This window comes from Marinobacter profundi (assembly GCF_002744715.1).
GTDB classification, from domain to species: domain Bacteria; phylum Pseudomonadota; class Gammaproteobacteria; order Pseudomonadales; family Oleiphilaceae; genus Marinobacter; species Marinobacter profundi.
Genome location: NZ_KZ319367.1, coordinates 137257 through 154812 on the forward strand (window position 1 = coordinate 137257; position 17556 = coordinate 154812).

The 17556-nt window shown below is 55.3% G+C and carries 13 protein-coding genes and 1 tRNA gene; 8 read left to right on the plus strand and 6 right to left on the minus strand.

The genetic code is table 11. The features are described from left to right. Positions 1 to 64: 64 nt before the first annotated feature. The 3 genes from CLH61_RS00605 (at position 65) to CLH61_RS00615 (ending at position 4094) form a co-directional block, all read left to right on the plus strand. Entirely contained in the window at positions 65 to 1423 is a 1359-nt protein-coding gene (locus tag CLH61_RS00605) for an acetyl-CoA C-acetyltransferase (protein WP_099612773.1), read from the plus strand. 251 nt (positions 1424 to 1674) lie between these two features. Continuing rightward, positions 1675 to 1751, plus strand: a tRNA-Met gene (locus CLH61_RS00610). A gap of 174 nt (positions 1752 to 1925) precedes the next feature. Then, on the plus strand, positions 1926 to 4094 hold the full coding sequence (locus tag CLH61_RS00615) for a prolyl oligopeptidase family serine peptidase (RefSeq protein ID WP_099612774.1): 2169 nt from the start codon (positions 1926 to 1928) through the stop codon (positions 4092 to 4094). Positions 4095 to 4118: 24 nt separating this feature from the next. Here the strand turns inward: CLH61_RS00615 and CLH61_RS00620 are convergent, their stop codons facing one another. Next, a complete protein-coding gene (locus CLH61_RS00620) occupies positions 4119 to 4919 on the minus strand; it encodes an SDR family NAD(P)-dependent oxidoreductase (protein ID WP_099612775.1) in 801 nt (266 codons plus the stop codon). Positions 4920 to 5032: 113 nt separating this feature from the next. On the opposite strand from CLH61_RS00620, the gene CLH61_RS00625 reads away from it, so the two are divergent. Continuing rightward, the gene (locus CLH61_RS00625; protein WP_099612776.1) at positions 5033 to 6046 is read left to right on the plus strand and encodes an AraC family transcriptional regulator; all 1014 of its coding nucleotides are present in this window, start codon (positions 5033 to 5035) and stop codon (positions 6044 to 6046) included. Between the two features lie 18 nt (positions 6047 to 6064). Here CLH61_RS00625 and CLH61_RS00630 read toward each other — a convergent pair whose 3' ends face one another. Next, the gene (locus tag CLH61_RS00630; RefSeq protein WP_099612777.1) at positions 6065 to 6925 is read right to left on the minus strand and encodes a PA4780 family RIO1-like protein kinase; all 861 of its coding nucleotides are present in this window, start codon (positions 6923 to 6925) and stop codon (positions 6065 to 6067) included. A gap of 560 nt (positions 6926 to 7485) precedes the next feature. Here CLH61_RS00630 and CLH61_RS00635 point away from each other — a divergent pair. From CLH61_RS00635 to CLH61_RS00645, 3 genes are all read left to right on the plus strand, one after another. Beyond that, positions 7486 to 8916 (plus strand): NAD-dependent succinate-semialdehyde dehydrogenase, encoded by a 1431-nt coding sequence (locus CLH61_RS00635; RefSeq protein WP_099612778.1) that lies wholly within the window; start codon positions 7486 to 7488, stop codon positions 8914 to 8916. Positions 8917 to 9115: 199 nt separating this feature from the next. Next, complete coding sequence (locus CLH61_RS00640) at positions 9116 to 10027, plus strand: helix-turn-helix domain-containing protein (protein ID WP_099612779.1); 912 nt, start codon at positions 9116 to 9118, stop codon at positions 10025 to 10027. A gap of 392 nt (positions 10028 to 10419) precedes the next feature. Next, on the plus strand, positions 10420 to 11589 hold the full coding sequence (locus CLH61_RS00645) for a DcaP family trimeric outer membrane transporter (RefSeq protein ID WP_099612780.1): 1170 nt from the start codon (positions 10420 to 10422) through the stop codon (positions 11587 to 11589). A 247-nt stretch (positions 11590 to 11836) separates the two neighbouring features. Here CLH61_RS00645 and CLH61_RS00650 read toward each other — a convergent pair whose 3' ends face one another. From CLH61_RS00650 to CLH61_RS00660, 3 genes are all read right to left on the minus strand, one after another. Further along, positions 11837 to 12592, minus strand: a complete 756-nt coding sequence (locus CLH61_RS00650) for a glucose 1-dehydrogenase (RefSeq protein WP_099612781.1) — start codon at positions 12590 to 12592, stop codon at positions 11837 to 11839. A gap of 94 nt (positions 12593 to 12686) precedes the next feature. Further along, positions 12687 to 14309 carry a flavin-containing monooxygenase gene (locus tag CLH61_RS00655; RefSeq protein ID WP_099612782.1) on the minus strand — a complete coding sequence of 541 codons (1623 nt, stop codon included), beginning with the start codon at positions 14307 to 14309 and terminating at the stop codon, positions 12687 to 12689. Between the two features lie 119 nt (positions 14310 to 14428). Further along, entirely contained in the window at positions 14429 to 15331 is a 903-nt protein-coding gene (locus CLH61_RS00660; RefSeq protein WP_099612783.1) for an alpha/beta hydrolase, read from the minus strand. A 430-nt stretch (positions 15332 to 15761) separates the two neighbouring features. On the opposite strand from CLH61_RS00660, the gene CLH61_RS00665 reads away from it, so the two are divergent. Next, complete coding sequence (locus CLH61_RS00665; RefSeq protein WP_099612784.1) at positions 15762 to 16847, plus strand: alcohol dehydrogenase; 1086 nt, start codon at positions 15762 to 15764, stop codon at positions 16845 to 16847. 125 nt (positions 16848 to 16972) lie between these two features. On the opposite strand, the gene CLH61_RS00670 is transcribed toward CLH61_RS00665, so the two are convergent. Beyond that, positions 16973 to 17524 carry a hypothetical protein gene (locus CLH61_RS00670; protein WP_143752048.1) on the minus strand — a complete coding sequence of 184 codons (552 nt, stop codon included), beginning with the start codon at positions 17522 to 17524 and terminating at the stop codon, positions 16973 to 16975. Positions 17525 to 17556 lie beyond the last annotated feature (32 nt).

Sequence of the window (17556 nt, forward strand, 5' to 3'; positions counted from 1 at the left end):
GTGTGGCGGTAGACTGCTCCGCAACACGAGACAACGGAACTTCAACGCAAGACAGGATCCTATCATGGCACAGACAGACAAAGGCACCGCGACCAAAAAGCAGCCAGCCCGGACCGGACGCAGCTCGGGGAAGACGTCTGCAGGCGCGGCCAGCGGCGTGCGCCGGGTCGCCATCATCGGCGGTAACCGGGTGCCTTTTGCCCGCTCCAACACCGCCTACAGCAAGCTCAGCAACCAGGAACTGCTGACCACCACTCTGCGTGGCCTGGTGGACCGTTATAACTTGCAGGGGCAGCGCCTCGGTGAGGTTGTTGCCGGTGCCGTTATCAAGCATTCGCGGGATTTCAACCTGACCCGGGAGTCTGTACTCAGCTGCGGCCTGGCGCCGGAAACCCCGGCTTACGATATCCAGCAGGCCTGCGGCACCGGCCTGGAAGCGGCTATCCTGGTCGCCAACAAGATCGCGCTGGGTCAGATTGAAGTGGGAATTGCCGGCGGCACCGATACCACCTCCGACGCGCCCATCGGAGTGGGCGAAGGCTTGCGGGAAATCCTGTTGGACCTGAACCGCGCCAAGACCACCGGCGAGCGCCTGAAGATTCTCGCCCGTTTCCGCCCCGGCCACCTGATGCCCAGCATTCCCGAAAACGGCGAGCCCCGCACCGGTATGTCCATGGGTGACCACTGCCAGGTGACCGCCCATGAGTGGCAGATCGCCCGGGATGACCAGGACCAGCTGGCCTGGGAAAGCCACCAGAAACTGGCTGCAGCTTACCAGGAAGGCTTCTTTGATGACCTGATCACCCCGCTGGCCGGGCTGGAGAAAGACAACATCCTGCGTCCGGACACCACGCTGGAAAAGCTTGCAACCCTGAAACCCTGCTTTGACCGTGAAAACGGCACCATGACCGCTGCCAACAGTACAGCGCTCACCGACGGGGCGTCCTGTGTCCTGCTGGCGAGTGAGGAGTGGGCGAAGGCCAACAATCTGGAAGTCCAGGCCTACCTGACCTTCTCGGAAGTCGCTGCGGTGGATTTTGTCGAGAAGAAAGAAGGCCTTTTGATGGCGCCGGCCTACGCGGTACCGCGCATGCTGGAGAAAGCGGGCCTGACTCTGCAGGATTTCGACTTCTACGAAATCCACGAAGCCTTTGCCGCCCAGGTACTGTCCACCCTGAAAGCCTGGGAAGATCCCGTCTTCTGCAAGGAACGCCTGGGCCTGGACAAGCCCCTGGGCAGCATTGACCGGACCCGGATGAATGTTAAGGGCAGCAGTCTCGCCACTGGCCATCCGTTCGCTGCAACCGGCGGCCGCATCATCGCCACCCTCGCCAAACTGCTGGAGCAAAAGGGCAGTGGACGCGGCCTGATTTCCATCTGCGCCGCCGGTGGCCAGGGGGTTACCGCAATTCTGGAGCGCTGAACCACAACCGGCAACGCCTGCCTGTCCGGGAAGTAACCGAAATTTTCTTTGACAGGCAGGGTGTTGCGCCGTATAGTGCGCCCCACGTTGATCGGGGGCATCCCCGAAAGACAACCAGTTTGACGCGGGGTGGAGCAGTCTGGCAGCTCATTGGGCTCCCAATCCCGAGAAAGCCGAAGGGAGTCATCGACCTTCGGCTTATGAGCCCGCCAGGACGCGGACTCGAAAACCAGAATTGATGAAAAGTTTGATGCGGGGTGGAGCAGTCTGGTAGCTCGTCGGGCTCATAACCCGAAGGTCGTAGGTTCGAATCCTGCCCCCGCTACCATATAAAAGAAAGGCAGATCAGTTACTTACTGGTCTGCCTTTTTTGCTTTTGGGGCGGCGTTCCGCTGTCCGCAATTGACCAAAATGACATCACCTCTGCCGCGTCAGGACACACCCTTCACGATTGCTTTATTGCTACCCTCCCTCAACAAAAAAATACCAAGAGGGAACCACAATGACACAGCTGTGCAGGCTCGGCCTGGCGATCTCGTTCGGGATATTGGTTGGTTGCGGTGAAGGCTCGGATGGAACATCTCTTGCCGGCGGACCACAAACGGATGCCTCGGCAGTTCTCCCGGGTGTCGCCGAGAAGCGGTCGATGGACTGTAGCAAGGACAGCTGGGTTGCCGGCACGGTGGAGTGGTGTCAAGGCAGATTAACGTACTACGATTACGTGTACGACGATTACGGCGCCGACAGCGGACTGATTTCCCCCGCGCCGACCGTGTTGAATGTGCTGAACCGGGGTGGGGAGTCTGGCTTACCCTTCGCAATCACCCCGGGGCTATTGTCTCCGACTGCCGGCGATGACCGGTATCCTCCGGAACTCCTTAACACCGCAGATCTGGTTAAGCTCCATGTTGAGCAGGTTGACGGAGTTGTTCGGATAGAAGCTGAAGTGAATACACTGTTTAATCCCGACGACGCGATTCTCGGGGTGGCGCTGGACTTCGACCCTGAGCAATCAACTGGCGGAGGTCACTGGGGGCGGGTAAATGTTTCCAGTGAAGGATGGGATCAGGTTTACTTTCAGGATAGGGGCGCTCCTGAAACCAATACATTGCTACTCGAAATCCCGTTACCACATTCGGACGTGTGGCGCCTTCAAGCGGTTGTTGCCCAAGCCGATGGGACCGTGATGAATGTGGCGTTCAGGGGAGTAAATGAAGAAGCCTCCGCGGACGCAAGTCCTGAACAGATTTCCCCCGGAGCCGGAAACTGGTGGGAGGATCGTCAGGCCGAGGCGCTGGGGCGCGGCGATATCAGTGCATTTGGCATCCAGATCCGGAACAGGGATTTTCTGGTCGGGCGGACTCAGACAGGCGAGCTTTCCGCAGGTTTCCATCAACGGGTCTACACCTCTGACTACCCATTGGGGGAAGGCGTAGCTATCCCGGCGATCGAAGGCCGCGATGGCGGCGGGATTTTCTGCGGGCAATCCTTTAACTACCTCGGCAAATACCAACCCTACGGCATTTATGTCCCGGAATCCGCAATCGAGGGTAATGCCAAGCCCGGCATGATGGTTGTCATGCATGGCTGTCAGGCCAATCACTCTAGCCAGATCAATCAGGCAAACATGCAGCAGCGATTCGGGGACGCTTTCAATCGCATTCTGGTCGCCCCTCTTGGGCGAGGTCCGTTCGGATTTTACACAGGACCTTCAGAACGCGATGTGCTTGACGCTATGGAGGACGTTCAAGACACATATGCTGTCGATTCCACAAAAGTGTTTGCCTCCGGGTACTCGATGGGAGGGTACGGTGCCTTGCATTTTGCAACCAGTTACCCGGACCGGTTTGCCGGTCTCGTTAACTGGGTTGGCTACACGGGCGATCTTCTGAATACACCGGAACTCACTCCCGTGGTGGACGATTTGCTGACTACGGCGAAGGATGAGCTCCTTAGCCCCGTTCTGGGTGAAATACTCGGCAGCCTTGCAGATGCGGAAGAGGGCTTTGAGAATGCGCTCGATTTCGTGGGGAACCTCCGTCATGTACCCGGCGCCCACTTGTATGCCGGCGCTGACGAACTGGTCCATGTGAACCAGGCACTTGCCATTGCCCAGAGGCTGGCAGCCGAGGAGAGTCTGGAATACCACGTCTACCTGCATCCGGTGGCAGAGCACCTGACATTCCTGTTGCTGGATGACTGGCGCAAGGAAGCGCATTTGTCCGCGAACTGGGTGCGGGAAGAAAACCCGGTGAGGGTGACGTACACCTTTGATCCAACCTTTGACTACCCGGAAATGGATATCAAACACGATTCTGCTTATTGGATCAGCGAGCTGGTCGCTCGAAATAGAGCGCGGGCTCAGGTCGACCTCTCCGCCTCCGGCTGCGAATCCATCGCCGAACAATCATCAGCCCAGGTGACCGGGGGCTTTGATCCGCTTCCCTGGAGTGGATTAAAGGGCTCCATCACCGAGATCCCGGGGCCCGCTACGAGCGCCCTGGTTGGTACGCTGCAGAATGTCGCCCGCGCCAGAATCGATGTGGAGGCGACATGCCTTGCGGATATGCCGATCTACTATCGCGTTGAAAGTGATGGCGCTGCGACCATCGAATTCAGCGACGGCAGAGTGCTCAGCGTAGCCGAGGGAATCCAGGAAGGCGTCCTGTAACCCCCGACTGTGTGGGCAGGGTTGTTACTGGCGGTAGCCAACCGAATCAAAGTGTTTCTTGCCCCGCTCTGCCGCACGTTTGGTCATGCGCAGAAAAAATCCGGGCGCCACTGTGCATAACTTGCCCAGAATGCCCTCTCGCCATGGAATGAATTGCTCGAGGGGCCGATGGCGCATTACCGGCCCGAGGACGGCCTGCGCCACCTCCTCCGGGTTCAGGGCGCGGGCGCCGGAAAAAGTCAGTGCTGCTTTTTCGTCACCGCGCTGCTGTTCGAGCATGGCTGTTTTCACGGGCCCGGGGCCGACCAAGCTGACCGCAATGCCGTGAGGTCTGAGATCGCCCGCTGCGGCGATGCTGAAACCTCGTACCGCGTGCTTGCTGGTGGCGTAAATGGTGGTGCCAGGTGTGGCGTACAGCGACGCAATGGAACCAATGTTGATGATGTGACCGGGATGCCCCCGGGCAATCATGGCGGCGGCTACGGCATTTGTCCCGAGAATGGTGCCTTTCAGGTTTACGTCGAGCATCAGATCGATATCGTCGGACTTCAGCTCGCCGGCTCTGCCACTGCGCAGAACGCCGGCCACGTTGATCAGCACATCCACGGGCCAGCGCTTTTCGTCAAGTTGCTCCAGAAGCGCGGCCCAGGAGTCCTGGTTTCTGACATCCAGCACCATGCAACGCACCGCCGGCTCATTGCCCCATCGGGAGGTCAGTGCGGTTTCATTCAGGTCCGCCGCGACCACCGTATGTCCTTGTTTGCACGCGAGTTGCGCAATGCAGGCGCCGATTCCGCTGGCGGCGCCCGTAATGAGAAGGTTCATAAGTCAAACTCCCTGATTTTTGGGTATGGTGACAGAACAAACCGGTACTGGCTTGACAGGGGCCGCCTCCAGATTTGATACTTTGCGCCAAAATTCCAGTGGGTAGGTGTGCCTTGCGTCACAGTCATCAGAGCCGCTGCATTCCGGACAGTTTTGCCCTGACTCTCTACGAATACCTGGAGTCACAGGGCATTACGGCGGAACAGGTACTTGACCATCCGCGGCCGTCGCCCACCGCAGATGCTTTCGGCTCAATGCCCATCGAGCTCTGGTCCCATTTGCTGCAGCGGGCAGCCAGTCACCTGAACGACCCCCAACTCGGGCTTCGCCTGGGATGCACAATCTCGGCCCGTCATACGGGAATACTGGGGTATCTGCTGATGGCCTCGCAAACACTGGAAGAGGCGCTGACCCAGATCCACAAATACCAGCGGCTGATTTACGATGTGACGCCGATGGTTGTCCGGCGCCGGAACACCCATGTAGATCTTGTGTGGGATGCCGAGCACGGGTGCCCGGGCGCACTGGTTGATGAAACTGCAATTACCGCTCTGGTGCAGTTTTGCCGCAATCTGGCGGATGAGCAGATACGGCCGATTGAAGTGCATTTCGTCAATCCCTATCCGGACAACATCAGGCCGTATCTTGATTATTTCGGCTGCCCGGTGTCTTTTGCGCAGCCGGAAACGATTGTTCGTCTTGAGCGTTCCGCATTGCAGACGCACCTCAGCACTGCCGATCCCGCCATGCTGAAACTGATGCAGCAACAGGCGGACGTGCTGCTTTCCGAATTACCCGAGGTTCCCCCCATCGTTGACCAGGTGCGTCGTTTGATCGGGCGGATGTTGCATGAGCGGGAGCTCGGCATTGAGCCTGTTTCCCGGGCAATGAACATGTCCCCGCGCACCATTCAGCGACGCCTAAAAGAGGCAGATACCTGCCTCAGAGACGAGATTGCGGCGGTGCGGGAGGAAATCGCCAAGCGTTACCTGAAGGAGACCCGATTGCCTATTGTGGATATCGCCATACTGCTCGGCTACTCCGAGCATAGCGCATTCACCCGCAGCTTTATTCGCTGGACAGGGCAAACCCCCAACCATTTCCGTCGCCAGTCCAGGGCGGGTTGATCCTGCTTGGTGCGGTGACTAATCGTCACCCTCTTCAGCATCCCGCAAGCGTTCCTGGCGTTCCCGTTCCTCCTCCTTGGCGGCTTCAATCACCGCCATCAGCTCATCCACATCGGCACTTTCGGTATCGTGCTCGAAGCAACCGGTCAGCCGGCTGTCCGGGTACAGCTCGCCGGACTCGTATAGTGCCCAGATTTCCTTGCCATAATCGGTGTTCAGCAGCTCCGGGGCGAAGCGGCCGAAATAGCGCCGCATATTGTCCACGTCCCTTTCCAGCATTCGCTCTGCGCTGTTGTTGCCGGCGGCATTGACAGCCTGGGGCAGGTCGATGATTACCGGACCACTGGGGTCCACCAGTACGTTGAATTCTGACAGGTCGCCATGGATCAGGCCGGCGCTGAGCATGCGCACCACATCCGCAATCACCTTGCTGTGGTACTCCCGTGCCTGCTCAGGGGTTAGTGTCACATCGTCCAGCCGGGGCGCGGCCTTGCCGTCTTCATCCGCGATCATTTCCATCAGCAGGACGCCGTCCACGAAACCGAAAGGCTTCGGCACCCGCACGCCAGCTTCGGCCAGCCGGTACAGGGCATCGACCTCAGCGTTCAGCCAGGCATCCTCCTGTTCCTTCTGGCCGTAACGGGTCTTCTTGCCCATGGCGCGGGCGCGGCGGCTGTTGCGAACCTTGCGGCCCTCCTGGTACTGCACGGCCTGCTTGAAGCTGCGGTTCTTTGCCTCTTTGTAAACCTTGGCGCAACGCACACTGTCACCGCAGCGGACAACAAAAACCTGGGCTTCCTTGCCACTCATCAACTGGTACAAGACTTCGTCCACCATGCCATCGTCGACAAGGGGCTGTAATCGCTTTGGTGTCTTCATAGAACGGTTGGCTGCCTGGTTCGTCTGGCCGGCACAGCGCGTTGGCCGGCATATTGGGGCGTATATTACCTGATATTGATGGCGGAACCTCTGTGCCTGGAGCAAGCAGAGAAGATTTGGGTTGTTGCGGTGAACCCGCCCACCTGCAATTCACAACGCTCCAAAATGCCAGTGGCGCAGTGCTGCTGGCCTTCTCTGTTGGGGACTATCACATCGACTTCGTGGAAATCTTGAGCTTTGTCATTTTTGTTCAACGTGCGGGCAGATTGCTTCAATACAATTCTGACTGTTACCTGCACTCTACGTTAGATCTACAACCCTGAAAGATTGGGCGTTGTGGAAGCGACTCACAATAGTCTGTTGAGGTCTCCCGGTAACGGTGCGAACAGGTTGCGGGCTCCTCCCGGTGCGGATGACGACAGAAGACCGCTTTTGCAGGCTATAAGTCAAAAATTTTTTCATTTCCTCACGCTCCGGCTCCGGGCATCGCGTTCATGACGGGCGGCCAGCCACGGTGGTGCGTGGGGGAGAGAACAAGTACAAGATAAGGAAGAAGCAACATGTATCCAAATCTCAGTCTGTACATCAATGGGCAGTTTGTTGAAGGGCGTGGTGAATCCAGTCAGGAAGTAAGAAATCCTTCAAACAATGAGGTCCTGGGTACGCTGCCAAAGGCCAATGAGGAGGATCTGGAGCTTGCGCTGCAGGCCGCAGAGCGGGCGTTTCAATCCTGGAAGCTGGAGCCGGCCATCGGACGTTCGGAAATCTTGCGCAAAGTTGCGAATTTGATCCGCGAAAGGGCTGAGCAAACCGGCCGGATCCTTACCCTCGAACAGGGAAAACCGATCCGGGAAGCCTTTGGCGAGGTGATGTCCTGTGCGGAGCACGCGGAATGGCATGCGGAAGAATGCCGGAGGATATACGGCCGCGTCATACCGTCCCGGAATCCTGATGTTCAGCAGATTGCACTGAAGGAACCTATTGGGGTCTGCGTTGCTTTTTCTCCCTGGAACTTTCCTTTCAGCCAGGCGTTCCGGAAGGTTGTCGCTGCTATTGGCGCCGGGTGCACGATTATCCTGAAAGGCTCTAGCGACACGCCGGCATCCGTGTTGCTGATGGCTCAGATGTTCCATGATGCGGGATTGCCAAAGGGTGTCTTCAACGTGGTGTCTGGTGATTCAGCGATGATTTCCGACTATCTGATCAAGTCGCCAGTGGTCAGAAAAATCAGTTTTACCGGTTCAACCCCGGTCGGCCGTGGTCTGGCATCGCTCGCGGGTGCGTATATGAAGGGCTGCACTATGGAACTCGGCGGGCACGCGCCGGTCATCATCTGTGACGATGCAGACATCGATAAGGCAGTGAGTGATCTGGTTGGGTTCAAGTTCCGCAATGCAGGACAAATCTGTATTTGTCCAACGCGATTTTTCGTTCAACGCACGATATACGCCGAATTTGTCGCCCGGTTTTCTGACAAGGCGAAGGAGATCAAGGTTGGGTGTGGCTCCGAGGAATTGACCATGATGGGGCCGCTGGCGCAAAGCCGTCGCGTACAGGAGATGGCATCGTTTGTCGATGATGCCTGCCAGAAGGGCGGTACCTTGGTGACAGGCGGTTTCGCGATGCCCGGTGACGGAAATTTCTATCCGCCAACGGTTATTAAGGATGTACCTGAAGATGCCAGGTTCATGCACGAGGAGCCGTTTGGCCCGATTGCCGGGTTCATGGCGTTCGATGAAATCCCTGAAGTGCTGGAACGGGCCAATCGATTGCCGTTCGGGCTGGCAGCTTACGCATACACCTCGTCCGTCAGCCGGGCTCACAGTATTACCAATGGCCTGGAGGCCGGAATGGTCTCGGTCAACCATATTGGATTGGCGCTGGCGGAAACCCCGTTTGGCGGAATCAAGGAAAGTGGCTACGGCAGAGAGGGCGGCAGTGAAACATTTGATGGTTACCTGGTTACTAAGTTTGTAACCCAAATGAACTAACGGCCGCCGGAAAAAAACATTGGGAGTACCTCATGCCATGGATGGCGCCTCCTGGTGCTTGGAGGGAGGCACGCTTTATTGCTCTTTTTTGGAATTTAAAATACTACTTTTAATGGGGTGGTTGAACAGGTTAACTGGAAATTACTGCTTAGATTATGAAAGTCGGGTCTTTTGATCAAAAATAACAAGGTGACAGATCGTGGCCAACAGTTTGTTAACTCCTAATGATATCCTCAGCGTTATACCTGGGCAGATAACGTGTGAAGGTACCGTTGAAAATAAACTTAAGCAGCAATTGTCTATCAGAAATTACCGGTTTGATAGAACGGAAGTCCTTATTCCTGAAATGCGGGATTACATGCTGGTCAGATGGGAATCCCCACCGGCAAAGCTTGGCTTCCGGGGCTCGAATGGGTGGTTGGAACAGCAGGCCTGTCCTGATAACGTGACCATTCTCGCCCGCGGGGAACCTTCTCGCTGGTACTGGTCAGATGACATCCAGGTTTCGCACGTTTATGTTTCCGAGTCGGCGATCACCAAAATTGCGAATGAAGTTTTTGAGAAAGATATTGATAGCTTGAATATCGATCATAGCGCGGTAGCTCACGATGCGATTTTAGCTGAATTGATGAAATCCTATGAGCGGGAATGTCTTGCCGGAAGACTGGGTGGGGAGCTGTATACCGGCGCCCTTGAAATGCAGATCTGCATTCACCTGATTCGCGATTATTCGAACTGTAAACTTCGTGAAATCCCCGCTGAGCGTCGTATGCCCATTCTGATGCGGAAAAAACTGGAAGAATTTATCGTTGCGAATCTGGATCAATGTATCAGCATTGATGATCTGGCTGAAGTTGCCGGGTTTAGTAACTCTTACTTTATCCGCATGTTCCGAAATGATTTTGGTGCACCACCACACGCTTACATACTTGAGCGTAGACTCGAAATGGCCAGGTCCATGCTGGAATCCTCTCCGGACACGCCCATTAAAGTAGTCGCAATGGAATGTGGCTTCTCCGACCAAAGCCATCTGACTCGTCTGTTCAAGAGTAAGTTTCATACTACGCCCTACCAATACCGGAAAAACAGACGAATTACAGTCCATTTTTGAGACATTGAGTTTTTCTTGTTGATTGATGGTCGTGCCAGTAATGCAGGCACTATCAAATAAAGACGTTCATTTCCTGTCTTCAGGAAGGCCTGGTTAACAGGCCGCACCCTTTACAGATTCAGTTCTCTGAATTTATCTCTCGACGTCCTCCGGAACGATCTTTTTCACGTTCTTATTTTTTGATTTTGGCCTGATGATTATGTTTTTAATCCACGATAAGAGCATTTGTTGCCAATTTGAGAGCGGCTAATAGTTCGATAGATATCCAATGCTGTTTGAATTCATGATTTGTTATTTAGTTCAAAAATATGACAGTTGCATTCAATATTAAAGGCAAAAATCAAAGGATCATTGGCTCTGGTTTTTTATAAATCAAAAAAGGAAAAGGCCAAGTGATTAAAAATATTTCAAACAATAATGTCGCTCAGAAGTACGTTCAGAAGAGATCTGGAATAACCTGTATTGCTTTGTTGATGACGGCGTCGTCTCCGGCATTTTCGTTAGATTTTTCCGTGGGTGAAACCGGTCTTACCATTTATGGCTATGCGAAGCTTGATGCCACCTACGATTTTGATTCGCCCCTGGGTAATGCGATCTCCCATCAGGCTGTCAGGCTTGATGATGTGACCGGGGCAGATGGTCATTTTGACGCACATGCTTTCGAGTCCCGCCTTGGTGTGTCAACCAGCACACCCACGGAGCAGGGAGATCTCAGAAGCCGTGTCGAAGGGGATTTTTATGGGGCCGGAGGCACATTTCGCCTGAGGCAGGCCTATGGTTCTTGGAATGGCATCCTGGCCGGCCAGACGGAAACGAATTTCTCGACGTTCCTGGGGTATACGCCCAGTATTGATTTTACCGGGCAAGTCGGACAAACAAATCTAGATCGTCAAACCCAGCTTCGTTATACACGAGGTGGTCTCTCGGTCGCTTTGGAGGAGGCGGATAAACAGGGTGGTGTTCCTTATGAGGGGGAAGAAACCTCCGAGATCAAAAGCAGTCTTCCGGACTTCACCTTGAGATATGAGGACTCCCTTGGCCAGCTCAGTTATTCGGCGGCAATGGTGTTGCGGCAGTTAACGGTTTATGACGCCGTTGCGGATAACGAAGAAAGCCAATTTGGCTACGGTGTCGCACTCTCGGGACGGATGGCTGTTTCACCATTGGTGAGCGTGCAAGGGGCCGTGGTCTATGGTGAGGGTGTCGGAGGGTATCTGTGGTTAAACCCTGCCGCGCCGGCCCACTACAATCCACTCACCGGTGACGTTGAGTCTGTCAAAGCCTTTGGCGGCACGCTCGGGTTATCCGTAGCTGTTGGCCCTGGGCAGGTGAATCTGGCGTACGGCGTGGCAAAGGCGGACCTGGACGCCGCTGAAGTTAGCGGTATCCTGCCACCGAGTGCCCACGGCGAGGAAAACAGCAGCATTTACCTGAACTATCTGTGGTCGCCGGTCGAGAAAATCGATTATGGCGTTGAAGTCAGCCATCATTCCCGCGAGTTGCTCGGAGGCAGGAGTGGCGATGCAACCCGCCTCCAGGCGATGGCTAAATATAGCTTCTAAGTATTGAAGACTCAGGTTGTTGTGCCCCTCGTTGCCCCGGCCATGTGTCGGGGCTTTTTTTATTTTGTTAATCTGAGGCGGGTGATGATCAAAGCTCGGCGTGTCGCCTCGAAAGGGAGGTGCGGGATGGATTTTTCAGGGTTATGGGTGAGGGGGTTATGAGGGGGCGTGAGAGGGGTGTGAGCGGGTTGTGAGAGTGCTGCCTGGACCCGCCCCGGGGCGGGCGAGTCCTTTATGACGTGACCGCCTAGTTAGCCGTGTAGCCGCCATCGACGACGATTTCGGCACCATGAACGAAAGACGACTCGTCGGATGCGAGAAAGAGGACCGCTTGCGATACTTCTTCCGGCTTACTGGCCCGGTTCAGTAAGGTGGGTCCCAGAAGGGCCTTTCGTGTTGCTTCGTCAACGTGTAGCAGGTCTTTGGTCATTGGGGTATCGATCACGCCGGGATGGATGGAGTTCACCCGGATGTTCAGTCCTGCGAGATCGACTGCACAGGACTTGGTCATCATTCGCACCGCGCCCTTGGACGCGATGTAAGCGCCAGCGCTCGGCGCCCCGACCATGCCGTAGATGGATGAAATGTTGATGATCGAACCGCCGCCACTTTCCTGCATCAGCGGTACGGCCGCCCTGATGCCGAAGAAAGTGCCGCGCACATTGATATCGAATGTGCGGTTCCATTCTTCGTTGCTGGTCTGGTGAACCGGTTTCAGAACCAGAATACCTGCATTGTTGATTAGGACATCCAGGCGTCCGGCCTTTGCCTTGACGGTTTCAATCGCTGCGGACCAGTCAAGTTCACTGGATACATTCAGGTTTAGAAAGTCGGCTTTTCCGCGCTGGTTGCGAATTTCCTCGACCACCTTTGTGCCCTGTTCGACATCGATGTCACCAACGAAAACATGCGCGCCTTCGGCAGCCAACAGCCTGGAATGGGACCTTCCCATGCCCATTGCACCACCAGTGACCAACGCGACCTTGCCATTTACTCTGTTCATTGTCCTTGCCTCCGGGGCTTAAGTAGTAATAGTGCTCGGTTGTCGGGAGGGGGAGCAGTTGATGCCTCCTCCTCCCGTTAGTGGAATGGCGGTATTACTGGCTGAATTCCAGGGTTGAAAAGTTCTTGTCGACTACCGCCTGCAATTCATTGCGATAGGCACCAAGCCCTGCCATGTAGAACATGACAGCGTTCTTCTTGCCGGGGATATTGGCACCGAAAATCCAGGATTGTGCCTTGGGAAAGAGCGTCATGTCGGCGATCGAGCGACAGGTATCCACCCAGGCCTCTTGCGCTTCGGGTTTAGGCTCGATGGTCTTGAGACCGTCCTTTTGCATCATCTCGATGGTATCGGAGATCCATTCGACCTGGGTCTCGATGCTGGGTACCAGGTTGGTGAAGGGGCCATTGGGGCCGAGGATCATGAAGAAGTTGGGGAAGTCCGCCTCCATTATGCCCAAATAGCCCAGAGGGCCGTCCTTCCACTTGTCCTTGATGGCAACGCCACCTCGCCCGCGCAGATCGATGCGGGCGTAGTTGCCGTCTACCGCATCAAAGCCTGTGGCGAAGATGACGGCATCAAGTTCGATTTCGGCACCACTTTCCAGACGGATGCCGTTTTCAGTGAACTCTGCAATTGGATCCGCCTTTACATCCTGAAGGGTCACATTGTCCCGGTTGTAAACTTCATAGTAATGATTGCCACACAGCGGGCGCTTGGCATAGATGTCTGTTGGCATAAGTTTTTGTGCGGTCTCGGGATCTTTCACGATCTCCGCAATTTTCCGCTTGATGAAGTTTGCCGCCGCGTCGTTCGACTCCTGGTTTGTCGCGATGTCCGAGAAGGTTTCGAACATGAACCGGAAGCCACCGCCTTTGTTCCAGATTTCTTCAAAGACGCGCTCCCGTTCTTCCTCGGAGACGGAGGTTGCCGGAATGGTGCTCTCTTCAAAGCCAAAGGCAACCGCCGAGGATTTCACCTGATCCCAGATGGCGTCGTAGTTGGCTTTATATTCGTTGATCTTGTCCTCATTTTCCTCCCAGTTGCCGATGGGCACGACATACTGGGCGGAGCGCTGGAGCACGGTAAGGTGCTCTGCGACCGGTGCCAGTGCGATGATCACCTGTACACCGGTTGAGCCGGTGCCGAGAACGGCGACTTTTTTGCCCGAGAGGTCGATGTCTTCGGGCCAGGCGCCGGTGTGGCAGACGTCGCCCTTGAACTTGTCCATTCCTTTGAAGGGCGGTTTGTTGGTTGCTGACAGAAGGCCGAGCCCGGTGACCAGATACTTGGCGGTGACAGTCTGCCCTTTGTCCGTTGTTACTTGCCAAAGCCCGGTCGATTCATCGAAATGGGCGGCAGAGACCTTGGTGTTAAATTGATAGCTGCGGCGCAGGTCATAGCGGTCTGCGACATCGTTCATGTACTCCAGGATCTCGGGTTGGGTCAGGTAGCGAGTTCTCCAGCGCGCCTTTTCCAAACCTTCCTTGTCAAAGGAATAGCGATAGCAAAAGCTTTCGGTGTCCGACAGCGCACCGGGGTAGCGGTTCCAGAACCAGGTACCGCCCACGTCGCTGGCGTTGTCGTAGGCCTGAACCCGCATCCCTTGCTCGTTGCGCAGCTTGTGGACGGCATACAAGCCACCAAAGCCTGCGCCGACCACTACGGCGTCGAAATCGGCGGATGCTGTTTTTTTAGTTGGAGTGATTTCGTTCATGTGAATCTCCTTTTGAGACACGACCGGTCCCCGGCTGCCAAAGGGGCCCGTTTATAGGTTTTGGTGTGTGAGAGGGAGTGGTGTCCGCGCTGGCCATTGTGAGCGCGGATCCCCTGGTATCAGAGGCTCTGGTACCAGTTGGCGATGCGCGCCAGTTCTTCGTTTGCTTCCGGCGCACGACCCGAAAGCGCAGGGAAAACGTGTTGCATGCCGGGCACCACCGAGAGTACGGCTGCCACACCTTGTTCCGTCGCCTTGGCATACAGGGTCTGGGAGTCGCTGAGTAGTGTTTCGGCACCACCGGCGGCGATGTAAAGCGGTGGGAAGCCGGTGAAATCGTTTTCCAGCGGATTGGCTAACGGATCGAGCGGGTTGGTTTGCTCTCCCAGGAACATGCCGGCCATGCCCTCAAGGATGGGCCGTCCAACCAGGGCGTCGGTCGCGGCATTGGACTCCAGAGTGGCGCCGCGCAGGGCCATGTCGAGCCACGGGGAATAGGCGATCACGGCGCCCGGCAGCGGCAGCCCGAGGTCGCGGAACTTCAGTACGCTGGCAATCGCCAGGTTGCCACCGGCGCTATCGCCGACCGTGATCATCTTGTTGGCTTCGTAACCTTGTTCAAGCAGCGCCTGGTAAGCGGACACAGCATCGTCGATCTGGGCCGGGAACGGGTGCTCGGGGGCGCGACGGTAGTGAAGAATAACCGCGGTAACCTTGAGGGCTTTGGCGAGGTGGCCGGCCATTTTGCGGTGGCTGTCCGCAGACCCGACCGCAAAACCCCCGCCATGGGTATAAATGATCACTCGTGAGGTATCCGCACCCTCTGGCAGCGCCCAGATAGCTTCAACGCCACCGATATGACCACTCTTGTAACCGACATTCTCCGGCTCCAGCGCCGGCTTGCCCCATTCGTCGAACATGCTGCGCAAGTTATCAATTGAGAGATCCGGGTTGGCAGTCATCCGGTTGGTCCAATCCTGATAAAGCTCACGCAAGAAGGCGGATTCTTTGCTGGTTGTCATTGTTCTTTCCTTTTAGTTCATGGCTGACGAATACAGTGCCGACCTGTCATTCCCTACAGTGGTTTTGGAGTCCGAATCTGATGGCACTGTTGATTCTCCTTTGGCAGGTTAAGTCCCGTGGTGGTGTGAGTATTGAAGATTCTTGTGCAGATATTGGAGCATCCTGCTTTTCGGGCCGGGGAGGGGGTTGTTGGTGTTTGGGGCTATAAAAGGGGCGGGAATGAATAACTGTTATTGACATTCTGTACCAAAGAAAAACAATTCCGTTCAATTAAGAACGTACAAATTGTTGGATCATCAGCGGTGCTTTTAAAACAAGTAACCAAGATGCGGGTGTGATAATCAATGCATCCGCAACGGATTCGACTCAGAGCCGGAACGAACAGCGTGCCCCGGAAATGTGCCGGACTAATATGCAGGAGATATAACAGTGCCGAATAATATTGAGCCTCACAGTAAATATGTCCGTTATGAGTTTGCTGAATTTGCGGGCAAACTGGAGCCAGTAAGTTATGAAATACCAACCCCAACTGGCAGAGAGGTTTTACTGAAGGTTGACTATTGTGGCGTCTGCCACACCGATGTGCATGTTCACGATGGGTACTATGGTCTGGGGCAGGGTAAACGGCTAAATCTTGGCGACCGCGGAATCAAACTCCCGGTCACATTGGGTCATGAAGTTGTCGGAACCATTGTGGCGTCCGGGGAAGAGGTTAAAGAGCTATCCGTTGGCCAGCAGAAATTAATCTATCCATGGATCGGTTGTGGCGAGTGTTCTGTCTGTCAGCGTGGTGAAGAAAATCTCTGTGCCAAGCCGGCATCGCTTGGTGTTTTCAAGCCCGGAGGTTATTCCGAATATATAATCGTGCCTCACCCGCGTTACCTGGTGGATCTTGGCAACCTGAACCCGGCGAATGCGTCTTTGCTGGCCTGTTCTGGACTAACGACGTTTTCAGCAATCAAGAAAATCCAGCCGATACATCAAGATGAATTTGTCATTGTTATCGGGTGTGGTGGCCTTGGTCAGCTGGCGATCCGAACACTGATTTTATCGGGTATCAGCAATATCGTTGCGGTCGATGTTTCCGAGGAAAAACGGGAAATTGCCAAGAGCGATGGCGCAAAATATGCCTTTGACCCTCGCAGTGATGATGTTGCGGATACCCTGGTTAACGTGGCAAACGGAAATTGCATTGCTGTGCTGGACTTTGTCGGGAATGAACAGACCGTTGACTTCGGTCTCAAGATCCTGAAAAAGGGCGGCAAGCTTGTAGTGGTAGGACTGCACGGTGGTGAGCTGCGTTATCCGATTCCTTTCCTGGTGACAAAGGCCATTACGTTAATTGGTTCCTACACCGGAACCCTAGCCGAGATGAGGGAATTGGTGGAATTTGCCAACCAGCATGACCTCGTAAACATTCCGGTGGAACTCCGGGAACTGGCACGGGTCGAGTCTGCGGTAGAGGATTTGTCTGCAGGCAAGGTTCCAGGGCGGATCATTCTCAAAATTTCCTGACCATCGAGGCTAAAACCGGTCATTGGAGACATTTTCAATCCCCTGGAAACCGTTGGCGGAGCCAAGCCAGCCGCCGTCGCCAACGGTTTCAACCGTTCAGATCAACGTGCAATGCTGGAAGAGCTTCAGCTCTGCAGCTCCTGATACTGCCACATGTGCTGTATCAGCTGTTGCATCATCTGCTGATTCTGTTCCATTTGACGCATGCCCGCGTCATCTTTGCCCGCGGCTGTGGGCGCGGCCTTCTCCATCAGTTGCACGCTTTCCCGGATCTGATCCCGATACTGGGTCATCAGTTCCTCGCGGTCCTCAGTGGCCTGGGTCTGTTGGATACGGTCATGCAGTTGGTCCATGGTCTGCAGGTGAGTCCGAATCTGATCCTGCAGCTGGTCCTGATCCATCATGCGATCCTGGTCCTTATCCCGATCCTGATCCTTTGAGCGATCACGGTCAGCCGCATGATCTCCATCGCCGCCTTTGCCAGCTTGACCACTGCCAGACTGGGCCAGCTGAACAGATGTCGCAGACGGGTTCGCTGCAGTGGCGGCCAGCGGCACAACCAGGCCGGTCACGACCATTGTAGCGGCCAGAACGCCACCCAATGGGTGATACAGGGTTTTGATTTTCATGGCTCTTTCTTTTTGTCGAAGTGCAAAAGCACAGTCCTTGTTTCCCATAGCCGGTTTTCGAAATTAAATTTTGTCGATGA